Below are 14,589 nucleotides of genomic sequence, written 5' to 3'. Positions count from 1 at the left end.
CTCCACGAGGCGGCTCAGCCCGCCGCCACGCCCAGACGCTCCCTGGCCATCTCCACATAGCGGGGCTGGCCCCTCTCCAGCCCCAGCACGCCGAGCGCCAGCGGGGCGAAGGCGATGGCGTTGAGCACGTGCTCCCGCAGTCCGGGCCACGCAGGGCCGCCATGGTCGCGGTAGGCCTTCAGGAGGAGATCCCACGTGGGCGGGTCGAACTTGCGGGCGGCCTCGACGAACTCCTGCCCCGGGTCCCCGATCTCGGCGTCCGTCCAGTCCAGCACACCGGTGAGGCGGCCGTCCTCGTCGACCAGTGTGTGTCCCGGGTGCAGGTCGCCATGGATGAACACGCATCGCGGCGACCACAGCCGGTCGTCCGCGAGCCACCGAAGCCCCGTGTCCCACCAGCTCCGGTGCATGCCCAGTTCCGCACGGCCGGTCTCCAGCCGTGTCCTGAAGGCCTCGCGGACGGCGCGCGGATCACGTACCGGGACACCGGTGCCCCGGAGCTCCCCGAGCTCCGTCCGGTGCAGCACCGCCATCAGCCCGGCGAGTGCGTCGACGTACCGCTCGGGCGGGTTCGCACGGTCGATCCTCCAGTGCAGTTCGCGGGTACGGGTGTCCTCCGATGCCGCGGGCTCACCGGGCAGCATGGGGTAGGCGATCAGGTCCGGCCCGGCCACGGCCCATTGCGGCACCGCCACCGGGAGGCGCGGGCCGAGGAGACCGAGCACCCTCGACTCCGCCTCGATCGCCGCCGCGAGACCGGGTCGCCGCGCGCGCCGGAGGATCCACGGGGTCCCGTCGCGACCGAGCACCCGGACGACGTGGAAATCCCAGCCGGTGTCGTCCAGCGTGGCCGTCCCGTCCCGGAGGTCGAGCCCGTTGCGGCGCGCGCTTTCCAGCAGGAGACCGGAGATCTCCTCATCGCTCTGCATTTCTCTGCCTTCCCGGCCCGTTCACTGTTTTCCGGCGTCTCCCAGTCTGCCCGGTCACACCCTTCCGGATTCCCGTTCCGCCGGGCACGAACAAGGCCGGACAAGGCCGGACAAGGCAGCACGGCGGAGAATCCTTGTCCGATCCGAACGCCCTTGCCAGCATGGGCCCATGCTCCCCTCCGACAGTCATGTGCACACGGAATGGTCCTGGGACTGCCTCGCCGGATCGATGACGGCCTCCTGCCGGAAGGCGGTGGACCTCGGCCTCCGCTCGATCGCCTTCACCGAGCACACCGATTTCACGGCCTGGCTGATACCGCCCGAGGCGATTCCGACCATGCCCGGGAAGTACCGGGAGATGGTGCGCGACGACGGCACACTCCTGCCGCCACCGCTCGACGTGGCGGGCTATCTCTCCTGCGTCGAGGAATGCCGGTCGCGTTTTCCCGGTCTCCGTGTTCTCTCCGGGCTGGAACTCGGGGAGCCGCACTGGCATTCGGCGAAAGTGAAGGAAGTCCTCCGCGGCGGCGCCTTCGACCGTGTTCTGGGATCGGTGCACTCCCTGCGGGACGGCCCGCACGCGCTCGTCGTCGAACGGCTCCACGGGATCCGCGGGCCCGACGAACTCCTGCGCGACTACCTGGCCGAGGCACTTGCGATGGTGGAGGGGTCGGACGCCTTCGAGGTGCTCGGGCACCTGGACTACCCCGTGCGCGCCTGGCCGGCGGGCGCCGGGCCCTTCGAACCGGGCCCGTTCGAGGAGCACTTCCGCGCCGTCCTTCGGGCGCTCGCAGCGGGCGGGCGGGTCCTGGAGATCAACACTGCCGTTCCACTGGATGCGGTCATCGTCCGCTGGTGGCGCGACTGCGGAGGAAAGTGGATCAGCTTCGGGAGCGACGCCCACGAACCCGACGAGGTCGCCCGCGACTTCGCCCGGATGGGGGCGCTGGCCGAGGGCTGCGGATTCGTCCCCGGCCGGGACGGCGGTGACTTCTGGCGCCGGGGTTGAGGCCGGTCGCCCCGCGGGCCGACGGCCGACATAATGGGACCTCAGCCCTTCACGGGAGATCTCGGCAAGGAAGCGGAGCAGTCCCATTGCCCGGTACCGGAACGGCGGCCGTCCTCGACCTGTTCGTCGAAGAGCCCGTCCTGGGCAACGACAGCCGCTTCCTCAGGGAGGCGAGGGTCGCCTTCGGTCACCCGACGGTCGCGTCCGTCGGCGACGACGAGCTGCCGGAGTCGGCCAGGCGCCGTCCCGATCTGCGGAATCGCCACTTCTTCGCCCTCCACCTGCCGTTCGAACTCGAAGAACTCAGGAGCGGGCAGCGGTACGTCGGCGCTCTCGTCCGGATGGCCTTCGACGGCGATGTGCGGGGGGTGACGGTCTCCTGCACCACCTCCGAGAAGGCCGTCGAGGTCCGGACGTTCGGAGTGGGCCGCAGCGAACTCAGATTCGTGCTCTCCCCTCGCCAGGACGGTTCCGGCTTCGCGCCCTCCGCCCAACTCACCACGGCCGTCCTGGAGACCTCGCTGGATCCGGCCCCGCTCACCGGGACGGTCGACGCCGAGGTCGCCTTCACCCATCGCCAGTTCGGCATCACCACCCGCCGGGAGGCAGCGGCGGAACGCCCGCTGCGCTTCAGCCTGGACCTGGTCAACGGGTCCTACGCCATCGACGGTGCCGGGTAGAACGTGCCGAGCGGCACGACCGGCGCCCAGTGGTGTATCCGCTCCGACCTGGCGCCCTCCTGGGAGAGCAGCCAGCGGGTGGCCGCAAGGACGGTGTCCGGCAGCGCCTGCCCGCCCCTGGTGTCGAGCACACGCTCCACGTAGTGCGACGCGGGAACCGAGTCGGCCAGCTCGCCGACCGTCGCCATGATCTCGGACGAACCCGCGGCGAGCGCCAGTGTCGCGAGGCTGAGCGGGTCCGTCGGGCCGTGCCCCGGGATGGCGCCCGCCCAGCAGGCGATGAACGCCAGCAGGCCGGGTGAGTCCGCCCCCACCAGGTCGACCAGCAGCAGCCACACGTCCTGGTCGAGTTCCAGGTAGTGCCCGAGACCGGGTGTCGGGCGCCCGTGCCCGGCCACGACCATGGCATGGGCGCCCGACCGCAGCCGCTGCTTGGCCTGCGCCGCGGTGCTCAGCACCGTCACATCCCAGTGGGCGCTTCGCCGGAAGGCCTCGAGTTCGTGGTGGCGCACGAACGGGCTGCGCCACAGGTACACCTGACGTGGTCCGGCCGGTACGGGCCGTCTGCCCCGCACCGCGAGCTGCCGCTGCACCGTCAGGGAGGGACAGAGCACGTAGGCGGCGCATTCGCCCAGTACCCGTCCGTCGGACAGGGGGACGGCGCTCCACGGCACCAGCCACAGCTCTCCCACCGGGATGAGGACCAGACGGGCACCCGTCTGCCCGGCCAGTACCTCGTTCACCGGCGCGGGGAGCAGGTCGCGCAGCGGAGCGAGGTCACCGAGCCGGAGATCGGCCCGTTCGTCGCCGGATCCGCCGAGGAGCCCGAGCATCTCGACGGCCCTTCCGGCGAGTTCGGTCGTCCCCAGATGGCAGGTGCCGTCGGGCTCACGCCAGAGCCATCGCAGGATGTGCCGATCCGTCGGGTCCAGGAGCGTCTGCACCGTGTGGCAGCCGTCCGGGAGCGCGTCGAGCAGTGCCTCTCCCTCCTCCCTCGGCGGAAGGTAGACCGTGGCCAGCAGGTCCTCGAGCGAGGTCTCGGCCTGCTCGACCAGCCCGTGCCTGACGCCCACGGCACCCAGCAGCCCGACGATCCGCTGTCGGCGTGCCGAGGGCGTCTCACCCCGCGCCGCCCGGCCGGCGGCACCGCGCCGGTGCCCGACGAGTCTCTGATCGGCTCGGACGAGCAGTTCCTGCAGCAGCGACAGCTCGGCGGAGTCCGCGGCCGCCCGCGCCGACTCCTCGAAGAGCCCCGCCAGTCGCCGGCCGGCGAGGCAGTCGGCGGCGACCGCGAACGCGCCCGGCGAGCCGTGCCGGGTGGCGGCGTCGAGTGCCCGGGTGTAGACGCCCCTGAACCGGTCTCGGTACTCGCGCTGCGAGCGGTCGTCGCGGTGCGTCGCCCGGTACTCCTCGACGGCCACCAGCGCGTCCATCCGCGCGCTCAACGCGTCACCGCCCGAGCCGAGTTCCTCGTACGCCTCGGCGAGTCGGTGGTAGGCGTTGCTCACTCCGATGATCTCGTCCAGCTCGCGGTAGGCCGCGAGGGATACCCGGAAGCGGACGACCGCGTCCTCCCAGTCCGCCCGCGCCCTGGCCACCCGGGCGAGGTCCTGCAACGCGTTCGCCCGGCTCAGCAGCAGGCCGGCCGATTCGGCGGTGCGCAGGCTCTCCTCGTAGCAGCGCTCCGCATCGTCGATCTCGTAGGCGTCCAGGTGGACGTCACCGAGCCCGCTCAGCGCGTTGGTGAGTCCCATCGGATTGCCCGCGGCCTTGTACGCCTCATGAGCCCGCTCGTACCATTCCCCGGCCTCGGGGCGGCGCTTCAGACGGTGCAGGACGACCGCGGCGCGCAGGGCCGCGTTGCCCTCGCCGATCGGGGATCGGACCTCCAGGTACGTCGTGTACGCGGCGAGGGCGTGTCCGACCGATGCTTCGAGGTCGCCGAGCCGCTCGGCGCACTCGGAGATGCCGAGTGCGCTGTTGGCCGCGAACAGCGGGTCGCCCAGGGCGTTCGCCAGGTCCGCCGCCTCCTCGAACCTGGTCCGAGCGGTCCTGGCGGAGTGCGCGATCAGCGTGAGGTGCCCGAGACCCACCAGGGCGCGCAGCCGGCCGAAGCGGTAGCCGTCGGCGCCGGCGATCTCCAGGGCCGTCTCGTACTCGCGCGCCGCGGTCTCGTTGTCGCCGGCGGCGAACGCGACGTCGCCCAGTCCCACACGGGCGTTGACCGTGACGACCCGCAGCGCCGGAGAGGTCTCACGGCCGAGCAGCTCGGTGAAGACGCCGGTGGCCGTCTCGGAGTCGTTGCGCAGTACCGCGATGTCCCCCCGTTCCTCCAGGGAGACACACGCGCTCCAGGCGGCGAAGGTCAGACCGGGATCGCAGGGGCCGGGAGCCGCTTCGGGGTCCAGCAGATGCCGGTACCGGCTGCGCAGTGCCACCGACCCGGGCGGCCGCAGACCCCCGACCAGTCTCATCCGCTCGCCCCGATCCTCGGCGAGCCATGCCGTGTGCAGGACGGCAGAGGCGGGATGGCCGCCCGCACCGCCCTCGGCTCCGGCGTTCACCGCTCGTCCGCGCCCCGGTAGAAGGCGGTCATCAGCCGTTCCACCAGCGCGTCGGCCACCTCGCTCCCCCGGCTCGCCAGTTCGTGCCGGGCCAGGATCTCGTCGGCGAGCAGCCTGGGCGGGCCGGCCATGCGCCGTGGCCGGGTCGCGTCGTGCGGCGGGGCGTGCGCGTGGCCCGCGGAGACCACCAGCCCCCCGGTCTCGATGCCCAGGGCTATCCCGAAGTCAGCGGAACCCGGCCTCGGGACGCGCAGCAGGGCGTCCAGCAGTGTCCGCAGCCGCTCCGCCAGGTCGTCCCGGTCGAGTACCGGACCCCATTCGTCGTGCGGCAGCCCGGTCCAGGCGGAGAGCTGCCCGGTGCGGGTCAGGGCCAGCCCTGCTCCCGACGATCCGGCCGCCACGGCCGGATCCTCCTGGTCGACCTTCTCCTCCTCCCCGAACAACCGCGCGTCGCGGCCGGCCGTGAGAAGACGCTCCTCCAGGGCCTCCGGCCGGGTCGCGGCCGGCAGTTCGAGCGGCGGGTAGGGCACCAGGTGCAGCTCGACGGCCGTGCGGGCGGCCGTGCGGGCGGCCGTGCGGGCGGCCGTGCGGGCGGCCGTGCGTGGCCGGAGGAGGCCGGAGAGCCAGGTCACCGGGAGGGGTTCGGGCAGGCTGCGCCAGGCGGGCGGGCGCTCCGCCACCGGCGGAGCCGCGTCCGGGTCGGGGGCGGGAACGCCCGGCATTGCGGCGAACCGGTCGGCCGCCCGGGCGGCGAGCCGCATGAACCAGGGATGGTCCTCGCGGTTGGTCGACTTCCGCCCGAGGAACAGCATCGCGCAGCCGGCGAGGGACAGCAGCCGCTGCCGCCGCCACTCCGGCTGGAGCCCGGAGCCCTCCAGCCAGCCGAGGAACGCACGGTCCAGGCTCGTGATCACCTCGACCAGCCAGTTCGGGAGCCGCCCTGCGAGGCGTTCGTCGGGCGCGAGCACGTAGTCCAGCAGCGCCTCCCGCTGCGAAGCGGACAGCGTGTCCATCCGGCGGGCGAGGATGTAGAGGAGCAGGTGCGCCGGATCCCGGGTGACGGGCCCCTCGGACTCGTAGAGCGCGAGGTCGATGAGGTGGAAGGCCGCGGCATCGATGGCCGGCCGGACCCTGACCAGCGCGTTGTCGGTGTGCAGGTCACCATGGGTGCGTCCGACCAGGGCACGCACCAGGCGGCGATCACCGAAGAGCGCGCCCCTGGCCAGCGCGAAGGGGTTCACCAGGGGACGGCTCTCGCCTGCGATCTCGATCAGGTCCGTGCGGTGCTCCCTGGACAGGGCGTGCAGGCGGCCGCCCGGTTCCAACTGGTCCTGGATGTGCAGGCGGAGGAACTCCGCCACCGTGAGTTCTCCGCGTGCCGTGAGGGGACGGCCGTTCCACCCCCCGAGCACTCCGCTCACGAGCGTCCCGCAGATCCCCGCGAACTCCGCCGATGTGCAGGCGGTCCCGGCAGTCTCCTCGGACGGCGTCCCGAGCACCGAGTCGAGGAGCACCGTCAGCACCTCGACGCTCTCCAAGTCGTCCCCCGCGACGTGCTGGAAGGTCAGGAAGCGTCCCCCGCCCAGGCGAACGGGTTCCCTGGCGGGTTTGGTCAGATGTGCCTTCGCGAACTCGGCCGGCGCCTCGGCGTAGGCTCTGCTGTGCAGGGCGTATTCCGTCTTGGTCAGCCGGATCCCCGTGTCGTCGGTGGCGGGCACCTTGAGCAGCAGACGCAGTGATCTCCCCATCCGGCGGTCGTTCTCGAAGACCATCGCCACGGTGGCCCGGCTCCGGCCGTTCACCAGCCACCGGTCGAGCTTGTAGTCCAGTCCGTTCACCGCCGCCATCTCGCTGAGCGCCTCGACGGCCGACGCATCGAGCCCCGCGGCGAGCGCGGCATCGACGATTCCCTCTTCCATCACTTCTCCGTGCTCGTCATCGTGGGCGCCGGCAAGGTCAGACATGGGCGGGAGTCTACTTTCGGCGACCGTCATGCACGGGCGTTCCCGTCAGGCCGTACAAGTCCGGACAGGTCCACCAGGCAGGTGGAGTGACGGGCAGGTGGAGCGACAGGCAGGTAGGTGCAGTCGAGGGGCGGGTGGAGTCGAGCGGTGGGTGGAGTCGAGCGGCGCATCGGGCCCGGCGGCCGGCCTCCCGGGGCACGCGACGAGCCGGCGGGTCGCGGGGGCGACGAGAGCGACACGGGCGCCGTGCGGGAAGCCGGCGGCGGCCGGCCCCGCCCGTACGCCCGTACCGTGCATGCCGTGCATGCCGTGCATGCCGTGCATGCCGTGCATGCCGACCGTACTGCCCGGCCCGCACCGCACTTGCCGTGCCGGCCGCGCTGACTGCCCCCGCCTCGTGACCCGCCGGCCGTCCGGTTCAGTCGACGGCGGTGGAGGTGAGCACCGGGTTGGGCGAGGGGTAGCAGGACGTGGGCACGCTGACGGTGACGAAGAGGATGGGGACGCTGGCGGTGAAGGTGAGGCCGGGGCTGCCGTAACCGGTGCCGGAGAGCCGCGTCTCGATGGCACTGCCGGATGTTCCCGCCGTCAGATCCAGGTCCAGCGCCGGCAGGGTGAAGGTCTTCCCGCCGCCGATGGGCCCGGGCACCGACATGACGATCTCACCGCCGCTCACGCGGACGGTGGGGGTTCCCGAGCCGATTCCGGAACCGCCGGTGAGGCGGGCTCCGTTCAGGGTCGCGTTGGACGGTACAGGGGCCTTGAGGGTGATGTTCTTGATCGATTTTACGGTGTAGCCGCTCACCGAGCCGGGTACCGTCATCGGCTCGGTGGCCAGCCTCACGGAGAGGGAACCACCGGCCGCGACGGTGTCCGGCGCGGTGGCGTCGACACCGGCGGACAGGTCGAACTGCTGCGCGGAGCCGATCGGCGGGGTGGCCTGGCAGTCCATCGAGAGCGTGGTGCCCGCCGCCGATGCCGGGCTGATGGCCAGGCACATGAGTGCCAGGGCGGCAGCTCCGGCCATCGACAGGCGTAAGTGCGCTGAACTCGGTCTCATGACCGTCCTCCTCGGGCTTCGGGTGTACGTCGGGGGGAACGTCCGCCGCATACCCGGCTGAGCATGTCGCGTGCATGACAGCACCTCCAGGGTGCGATGTACAGAGCCGTGCGGCACCCCCCGCGGCCGGCCCCCGGCACGGCGGCGCGAGGGGTGCGAGCCCGGTCGAACACGGCCTGTCCCGGACCTGTCCGTGACCTGTCCGAGGCCCGTCCGGGTTCAACGGCCGCGACGAGCGGATGACGAGCGCCCTGCCGCCCAGCCCGTTGCTCACCGATCGTCAGGAGGACGGCGAGGCACCGGACTTCAGCCGACTCCCGGCCTGGGACCGCCGGGCGCCGCACCGGTGCTCCGGCGCGAAGACCACGCGTCGTCCCCGAAGACCACGCGTCGTCGAGGAAGCCCGCCTCGCCCGCACAGACGAAGCGGTGCTCGTCCACGGCGGGGCCGTCGCGTCCCGCGGGCGCCCGCGGGACGCGACGGTCCCTGCGGGTGCCCGCGGGGACGCGTCCCCGGCCGACTGCACCGCGGTCACGGGTTCCGGCCGGTCGGCCGGGGTCTGCCAGCCGATCACGCCTCCCCCGGCGAGCAGCACCGTGGCCGCGCCGATCGCTCCCGCGCCCCTCGGCATCTGCCGTCGAGGCGTGCAGGAGACCGCTCCGCGTTCACCGGGCACCTCCTGGTCCCCGGGGACGCGGGCCCGCCCGACCGCGGGGGCCGCCCCGCCCTTCGATCGTGCCGAGATCCGCGGCGCCGGTTCGGTGAGCGCGGTTACCGGGCCTCTTGCGGAAAGCCCCCGGCGTTCACGCCGGGGATGAATGCATCTCAGGACTGCTCTGACAGTTCTCGCGCCTCCCGGGCGCCTCCCGGGCGCCTACGGTCGGCTCACGGCGCTCGGGATCGTGCTCGGGACGGTGTACCCGGCGATACCCGGCGAGTGGAATCGGCCGGCTCGCCGCCTCCGGGAGACGCCGCGGACGCCCCGTGTCCCCGTGACCCCGTGACCCCGTGACCGCGCGACCGCGCGACCGCGGGTTGCGTCCGGTACGGGCCCGAGCCCGGGGGTACGGCGACCGTGCCGGCCATGGGCACCGGTCCCGGCGGGGGCGGGGCGGGTTGATTCCTGCCCCTCCCCCGCTCGGAGGCCCCGGCGGAGCCGAGCCCGCGCGCGGTCGCGCCGGAGCCGCGCCCGGTCAACTCCGGTCGCGCGCAAGCCTTCCCGGCGCTTTCCGGACGTTTCCCGGCGAGTGGCCGGAATGCCGCCTGCGCGCCGGCCACGCCGCCTATGCTTCTACATGCGTGTAGAGATCGCGAGGGGCGGCCCGGATGTCGCCGGCCGCCTCTCAGGCGAGCGCAGTCGGCCGGAAGGGGAGCGTGGGTGGGCAGGGCGTCAGCCGGCACATACCGCCAACCCACCGACCGCGCGCATCGCCGCTCCGTAAATATCCATCCCTGGGAGGGGAGTCATGGCTTCGATCGATCTGGGCGAGATGCTGGACAAGGCATGGGCGGACAAGGGGCTGCCGGAGATCCTCGCCGCACCGGTGTCGGCTCTGAAAGGCGTCTCGGACCGGGACGGCGAACTCCTCGACGAGGCGTTCGGCGTCAGGACGGTCGCCGACCTGGCCGATCTGAAGTACGTGCGGTGGGCGCAGGCCCTGGCCGCGCTGGAGACCCCCGCCAAGTGACCGTCTCCGCCGGCCGGTGGAGCCGCACCGTTTCGCGGCCCGCCGGCCGGCGGTGAAGGACGGCACGCGCACACGAGGGTGCGACCGCCGCGATGGCGTGCGAGCGGCCTGCCGGCTCCCCGGTGCACCCGGGCGGGACGGAGGTGGCGCCGGGGGCCGGCCCGCGCGGCGGGCTCTTCCCCTCTCCGGCAGGAGCCCCGCTGCGGGCCACGCGCTCCCGCAGGAGTCCTGCTGCGGGGCCTCCCGGGAGGCGGGGCGGTCATGGTCACTCGCACACCCCGCCGCGCCCAGCGCCGACGACGTCTCGCCCCCCGCCGGACCAGCCCTGGTTCACACCGGGCGGCCGGGGCTCGGTGCGATGGCTGTGCCACCACCCGATCCGCGAGAACGGCCCGGCACGCCGGGCACGCCGACATCGTCCGCGTGTCGCCGGACGGTGCGAGGGGCCTTCGAACCGGTCGCCGAACAGCAGGCGGGCTCCTGGGAGTGACCGGGTCGGCTCTACGCTGGCCCCATGTCAGCGATCCGTCTTCTCGTGCTCGGCGCGGTCCGCCGGCACGGGCGGGCTCACGGCTACCAGGTGCGCAGCGACCTGGAGTACTGGGGCGCGCACGAGTGGTCCCACGCCAAGCCCGGCTCGATCTACCACGCCCTGAAGCAGATGGCCAGGCAGGGACTGCTGCGCGCGCACGAGATCGCGCCGTCCACGGCAGGCGGCCCGCCGCGTACCGAGTACGAGGTCACCGAGCAGGGCACCGAGGAGTACTTCGCCCTGCTCCGGCGGTCCCTCACCGCCTACGACCAGAGACCGGACATGCTCACCACGGGGCTCGGCTTCATGGTGGACCTCGACCGCGGGGAGGCCCTGCGCCTCCTGGAGGAGCGGGTGCGTGCCATCGAGGCATGGCGCGCGACGGTGGTCGCGGACTACATCCCCGCGGAGGGCCCGGAACAGCTCGGCCACATCGGCGAGATCATGAACTTCTGGCTCCACTCGGCCGACACCGGGGCCCAGTGGACCCGCGATCTGATCGAGCGTATCCGCGGCGGCGCCTACATCTTCAGCGGCGAGGGCGACCCGTTCGTCGGCGTGCTGCCGGAGGACCCCCACCACTGACCGGCCGGGGTGGCGGGGAACAGCGGGGAGTGCCCGGCACAGCGGGAAGCGGTCGAGCGGTGGGGAGCGGTCGAGCGCGGCGGGGCGTGCCGGAAAAGCGCCCCGGCACGGTGTGACCGTCCCGGCTCAGAAGGCGGCACCGGGGCCCGGGGCGGAGCGCGGACCGGAGCCCCGCTCGACCAGCGGCGGCGTACGGCCCGCCCGTGTCACGATCCGTGCGGCCGCTCGTGGCAGGCGTGCGGCCGTCGCAGCCCGTACCGATCGCGGCACGGGCGGCCACCGCCCCGGTCCGCACCGCCGGAGGGCCCCGCCCGGTGTGTTCGGAGCCCCTCCCGGCGGGTACGGGGGAAGCGGGGGAACGAGACGGGTCCGCCGCCACGAGCGTCCGGCGTCGACGCGATGCCGACCGGCCGAAATCGCGGCCTGGGCGAGATCCCGACCGGGCAAGATCCCGGCCGGCGAGATCCCGGGCCCGGCAGGCCGGGCCGGCCCCACGATCGGCCCGGCAGCGGACCCGGCACGAACGCTGGAGGCTCCATGACGCGTCGGACCGGAACGGAACCCGTCACCGCCCGGAGCGCGCTGACCCTGAGGCTGGTGCTCTCACTCGTCGCCCTCCCCGTCTTCGCCGCGGGAACCGGGCTGTTCGCGGCCTGGGCCGGTGCGTCCGGCCCCCTGGACTCCCCGAGTCCCTCGGTGCTCGTCGCGCTGGCCGTGGTCTGCGGGGTCCTGGCACTGGTCGCGGCGGTGGATCTGCTGGTGATCGGGCGGCGGATCTCGCACGGGAGGCACGGCGCGGCGCACGGCCGGTGATCCTCCGGGCATCGCCGCCGTTTGCGTTCCCGCACGGCGGCTAGGTGCTGGGCATGACACCCATGCGAGGGCCGGATCGGGCGGAGGGCGCAGAGCGCGGAGCCGGGCGCGGTGCGGACCGGCCCCGCGGGGGGCCGGACGAGGCCGTGCGGCGCCGGGCACCGGACGAGCCCACCGACTTGCCCCGGAAGTCCTGGGCGGCCGTACTGCGGGGAACGGTCAGGGAGTTCCGCGAGGACGGACTGGGCGACCGGGCCGCGGCGCTGACCTACTACAGCATCCTCTCGCTGTTCCCGGCACTGCTCCTGCTGGTGGCGCTGCTCGGCGCCACGGGCGAGCGGCTCACCACCGGGATCCTCGGCATGGTCAGAGAGCCGGCTCCGGGCCCGGTTCGGGACATCCTCACCGGCGCGGTGCAGCAGTTGCAGGGGCACACGGGGCTCGGGTCGGCGATGGCCGTCATCGGTCTGTCCCTCGCGCTCTGGGCGGCCTCCGGGTACGTCGCGGCGTTCATCCGCGCGTCCAACACGGTGTACGACATGCCGGAGGGCCGGCCGCTGTGGAAGATCGCCCCGCTGCGGCTCGCCCTCACGGCCCTCCTGCTGGTGCTCACCGTGCTCGCCGCCGCGATCGTCGTGCTCACCGGCGGTCTCGCCCGCAGGACGGGGGAGGCACTCGGCATCGGGCAGACCATCGTCACCGTGTGGTCGATCGCCAAGTGGCCCGTGCTCGTCGTACTGGTCACGCTGATGATCGGGCTTCTCTACCGGGCCGCGCCCAACGCCCGCGACCGCGGCTTCACCTGGGTCACCCCGGGCAGCGCCCTCGCCGTGCTCATCTGGGCGGCGGCGTCGGCCGGGTTCGCCTTCTACGCGTCCCGTTTCGGCTCCTACCAGCGGATCTACGGAACGCTCGCCGGAGTCATCATCTTCCTGGTGTGGCTGTGGATCACCAATCTCGCCGTCCTGCTGGGGCTGGAGTTCGACGCCGAACTCTCACGCCAGCGGGCGATCGCCGGTGGTCACCCGAAGGACGCGGAGCCCTACGTCGAACCGCGGGACACCTCGGCGTGGAGCGAGGAGGACCATCGCCGGGCGGTGGCCGGAAAGCCGGGGGCCGGGACCGAACGGCCCCGCGAAGCAGGCGGAGGCCGCCCCCCGGACCGCGCCGCGGCCGGAGCCGGATCCCGCGAGGGCACGTCGGACGGGGGCAGCCGCCCGCAAGGAGCCGGGACCCGGACGGAAGCAGGTGGCAAGGCGCAGGACCCCGCGGTGAGAACGGACGCGAAGTCCCGGATCAGCGCCGGGGCCTCGGCGGTCGCGGCGCAGGCCAAGGCGAAGGCGCTGAGGGCGACCGGGTGGGCCCGGATGCCGTCGGCCGCCGACCGGACCGCGTCGCCTCCCGGCCGGGCGCCGGTGGCGCGGCAACCGGCCGACGAACCGGCCCGGAGGGTCCGCGCCCTCGCCTCCGGCGTACGGCGGCGGCCCGGCGCGGCCCTGGCGGCGGGCGCGGCCGCCGGGATGGTGGTACTCGTGCGGGTACGGCGGCGGATGGGCCGCCGCCGAACCGCGGCACGGCCCCGAACGGCCCGCCGGCAAGCCCGCGGCCCCGGGCACCGCGCCCGCCCGGCCGCACCGGCGTCCGGGCCCCTGAGCCGCCGGGCCGGCTCCGTCGCCGCCGCGGTGCGCGTGCGATACATTTTGCCGCGCCCTGGCCACGATCATTCTCTGACGGAGACCTGCTTCTCATGACGGACATAGTCAACGGACTCGGCCGGACCACCGCTTACGGTGTCCTCGGCATCGTGCTGCTGATCCTCGGCATCGTGCTGGTGGACGTGCTGACGCCGGGCAGGCTCGGCCGTCTGATCTGGGAGGAGCGCAACCGCAACGCGTCTGTGCTGCTGAGTTCGGCGCTGCTGGGCATCGGCGGGATCGTCTTCACCTCGATCTGGACGACCTACGACGACTTCGCCAAGGGGCTCGTGTCGACGGCCGCGTTCGGAATGCTGGGGCTGCTGCTGATGGCCGTGGCGTTCCTGGTGGTGGACCTGGTGACGCCCGGCAGGCTGGGGGCGACGCTGGTCGAGCCGGAACCGCATCCGGCGGTCTGGGTCACGGCGGCGTGCAACCTCGCGGTCGCCGCTGTCGTCTCGGCCTCGATCGCCTGACGGCCGGGACCGCACCGGGAGCGCGGGACCGCCACAGGCCCGTCGCCGCGTCCCGGGCCGCCCCGGCCCGGCCGCATGGCCACGATGCCGCAAGACACGCGGGCGCACAGGCGCACTGGCGCGCTGGCGCACCAGGCACCGAGAGGGGCCGAGGTGCGTGGTCCACACCTCCAGACGACCGCCGCCAGGACCCCGACCCACGCGATACGCAGGGGCCCGGACCCACGCGATGTACGCGGTCTCCGCGGCGGGTCCCGGGATCGTGCCGAGCGCCGGCGCGCGGTGCGCCCCGTGCCCGCCGAGGTCGTGCCGCGTATCCGCGAGCGTGGCAAGAGGCCCCGGGCCGGCACTCACGGCGCGACGGCACATCCCCGTGCGCACCCCCGGTGCTCCTCGCGCCGTCGTGCCGTCGTGCCGTCGCGCCGTCGCGCTCCGCTATCTCGCGGGGTGTAGCCGTCCACTCACAACGGGCCGTGTTCACGGTCCCCTTCGCGGCCCCCTTCGCGGCGCCTTCGCTCCCCTTCGCGGCCGCTTCGCTCCGCCTTCCCCCCGCCGGGCTGCATCGCGCCGGATACCGCGTGATGCTGGTACTCAG

General features: G+C 73.4%; 10 protein-coding genes and 1 pseudogene. 7 read left to right on the top strand and 4 right to left on the bottom strand.

From position 1 onward, the window contains the following. Positions 1–14: 14 nt before the first annotated feature. Positions 15–929: a macrolide 2'-phosphotransferase gene (locus tag DDQ41_RS28855; protein ID WP_109297095.1), complete on the bottom strand. Its 915-nt coding sequence runs from the start codon at positions 927–929 to the stop codon at positions 15–17. Positions 930–1,098: 169 nt separating this feature from the next. Here DDQ41_RS28855 and DDQ41_RS28850 point away from each other — a divergent pair, with 169 nt between their 5' ends. Both DDQ41_RS28850 and DDQ41_RS28845 read left to right on the top strand, forming a co-directional pair. Beyond that, the gene (locus DDQ41_RS28850) at positions 1,099–1,938 is read left to right on the top strand and encodes a PHP domain-containing protein (protein ID WP_109297094.1); all 840 of its coding nucleotides are present in this window, start codon (positions 1,099–1,101) and stop codon (positions 1,936–1,938) included. A gap of 86 nt (positions 1,939–2,024) precedes the next feature. After that, on the top strand, positions 2,025–2,618 hold the full coding sequence (locus DDQ41_RS28845; RefSeq protein WP_109297093.1) for a hypothetical protein: 594 nt from the start codon (positions 2,025–2,027) through the stop codon (positions 2,616–2,618). Here the strand turns inward: DDQ41_RS28845 and DDQ41_RS28840 are convergent. The 3 genes from DDQ41_RS28840 to DDQ41_RS28830 form a co-directional block, all read right to left on the bottom strand. Then, positions 2,594–5,182, bottom strand: coding sequence for a CHAT domain-containing protein (locus DDQ41_RS28840; protein ID WP_109297092.1), 2,589 nt, complete (start codon positions 5,180–5,182; stop codon positions 2,594–2,596). The two genes, DDQ41_RS28845 and DDQ41_RS28840, sit on opposite strands and share 25 nt — an antisense overlap. Further along, on the bottom strand, positions 5,179–7,146 hold the full coding sequence (locus tag DDQ41_RS28835; protein ID WP_162602754.1) for a hypothetical protein: 1,968 nt from the start codon (positions 7,144–7,146) through the stop codon (positions 5,179–5,181). The genes DDQ41_RS28840 and DDQ41_RS28835 overlap by 4 nt, the downstream gene beginning before the upstream one ends. A gap of 418 nt (positions 7,147–7,564) precedes the next feature. Then, positions 7,565–8,206, bottom strand: a complete 642-nt coding sequence (locus DDQ41_RS28830) for a cyclodehydratase (protein WP_109297090.1) — start codon at positions 8,204–8,206, stop codon at positions 7,565–7,567. A 1,466-nt stretch (positions 8,207–9,672) separates the two neighbouring features. On the opposite strand from DDQ41_RS28830, the gene DDQ41_RS28820 reads away from it, so the two are divergent. The 5 genes and pseudogenes from DDQ41_RS28820 to DDQ41_RS28800 all read left to right on the top strand — a co-directional run bounded on the left by DDQ41_RS28820 (position 9,673) and on the right by DDQ41_RS28800 (position 13,994). Beyond that, entirely contained in the window at positions 9,673–9,894 is a 222-nt protein-coding gene (locus tag DDQ41_RS28820) for a hypothetical protein (RefSeq protein ID WP_109297089.1), read from the top strand. A 514-nt stretch (positions 9,895–10,408) separates the two neighbouring features. Beyond that, on the top strand, positions 10,409–11,011 hold the full coding sequence (locus DDQ41_RS28815; protein ID WP_109297088.1) for a PadR family transcriptional regulator: 603 nt from the start codon (positions 10,409–10,411) through the stop codon (positions 11,009–11,011). A 537-nt stretch (positions 11,012–11,548) separates the two neighbouring features. After that, a complete protein-coding gene (locus tag DDQ41_RS28810) occupies positions 11,549–11,824 on the top strand; it encodes a DUF6343 family protein (RefSeq protein WP_109297087.1) in 276 nt (91 codons plus the stop codon). 53 nt (positions 11,825–11,877) lie between these two features. Next, positions 11,878–12,918: pseudogene (locus tag DDQ41_RS28805) on the top strand (YihY/virulence factor BrkB family protein); the annotation flags it as partial. Positions 12,919–13,571: 653 nt separating this feature from the next. Then, positions 13,572–13,994 (top strand): DUF350 domain-containing protein, encoded by a 423-nt coding sequence (locus DDQ41_RS28800; protein WP_109297086.1) that lies wholly within the window; start codon positions 13,572–13,574, stop codon positions 13,992–13,994. Positions 13,995–14,589 lie beyond the last annotated feature (595 nt).

It is taken from the genome of Streptomyces spongiicola, from assembly GCF_003122365.1.
Lineage (GTDB): Bacteria > Actinomycetota > Actinomycetes > Streptomycetales > Streptomycetaceae > Streptomyces > Streptomyces spongiicola.
Note: the sequence above shows the minus strand (reverse complement) of the source record. Positions and strands in the feature narration are given on the sequence as shown.

Coding starts and splice junctions, on each gene's coding strand:
- DDQ41_RS28855 (WP_109297095.1), bottom strand. CDS start 929: ATGCAGAGCGATGAGGAGATCTCCGGTCTCCTGCTGGAAAGCGCGCGC.
- DDQ41_RS28850 (WP_109297094.1), top strand. CDS start 1,099: ATGCTCCCCTCCGACAGTCATGTGCACACGGAATGGTCCTGGGACTGC.
- DDQ41_RS28835 (WP_162602754.1), bottom strand. CDS start 7,146: ATGTCTGACCTTGCCGGCGCCCACGATGACGAGCACGGAGAAGTGATG.
- DDQ41_RS28830 (WP_109297090.1), bottom strand. CDS start 8,206: ATGAGACCGAGTTCAGCGCACTTACGCCTGTCGATGGCCGGAGCTGCC.
- DDQ41_RS28820 (WP_109297089.1), top strand. CDS start 9,673: ATGGCTTCGATCGATCTGGGCGAGATGCTGGACAAGGCATGGGCGGAC.
- DDQ41_RS28815 (WP_109297088.1), top strand. CDS start 10,409: ATGTCAGCGATCCGTCTTCTCGTGCTCGGCGCGGTCCGCCGGCACGGG.
- DDQ41_RS28810 (WP_109297087.1), top strand. CDS start 11,549: ATGACGCGTCGGACCGGAACGGAACCCGTCACCGCCCGGAGCGCGCTG.
- DDQ41_RS28800 (WP_109297086.1), top strand. CDS start 13,572: ATGACGGACATAGTCAACGGACTCGGCCGGACCACCGCTTACGGTGTC.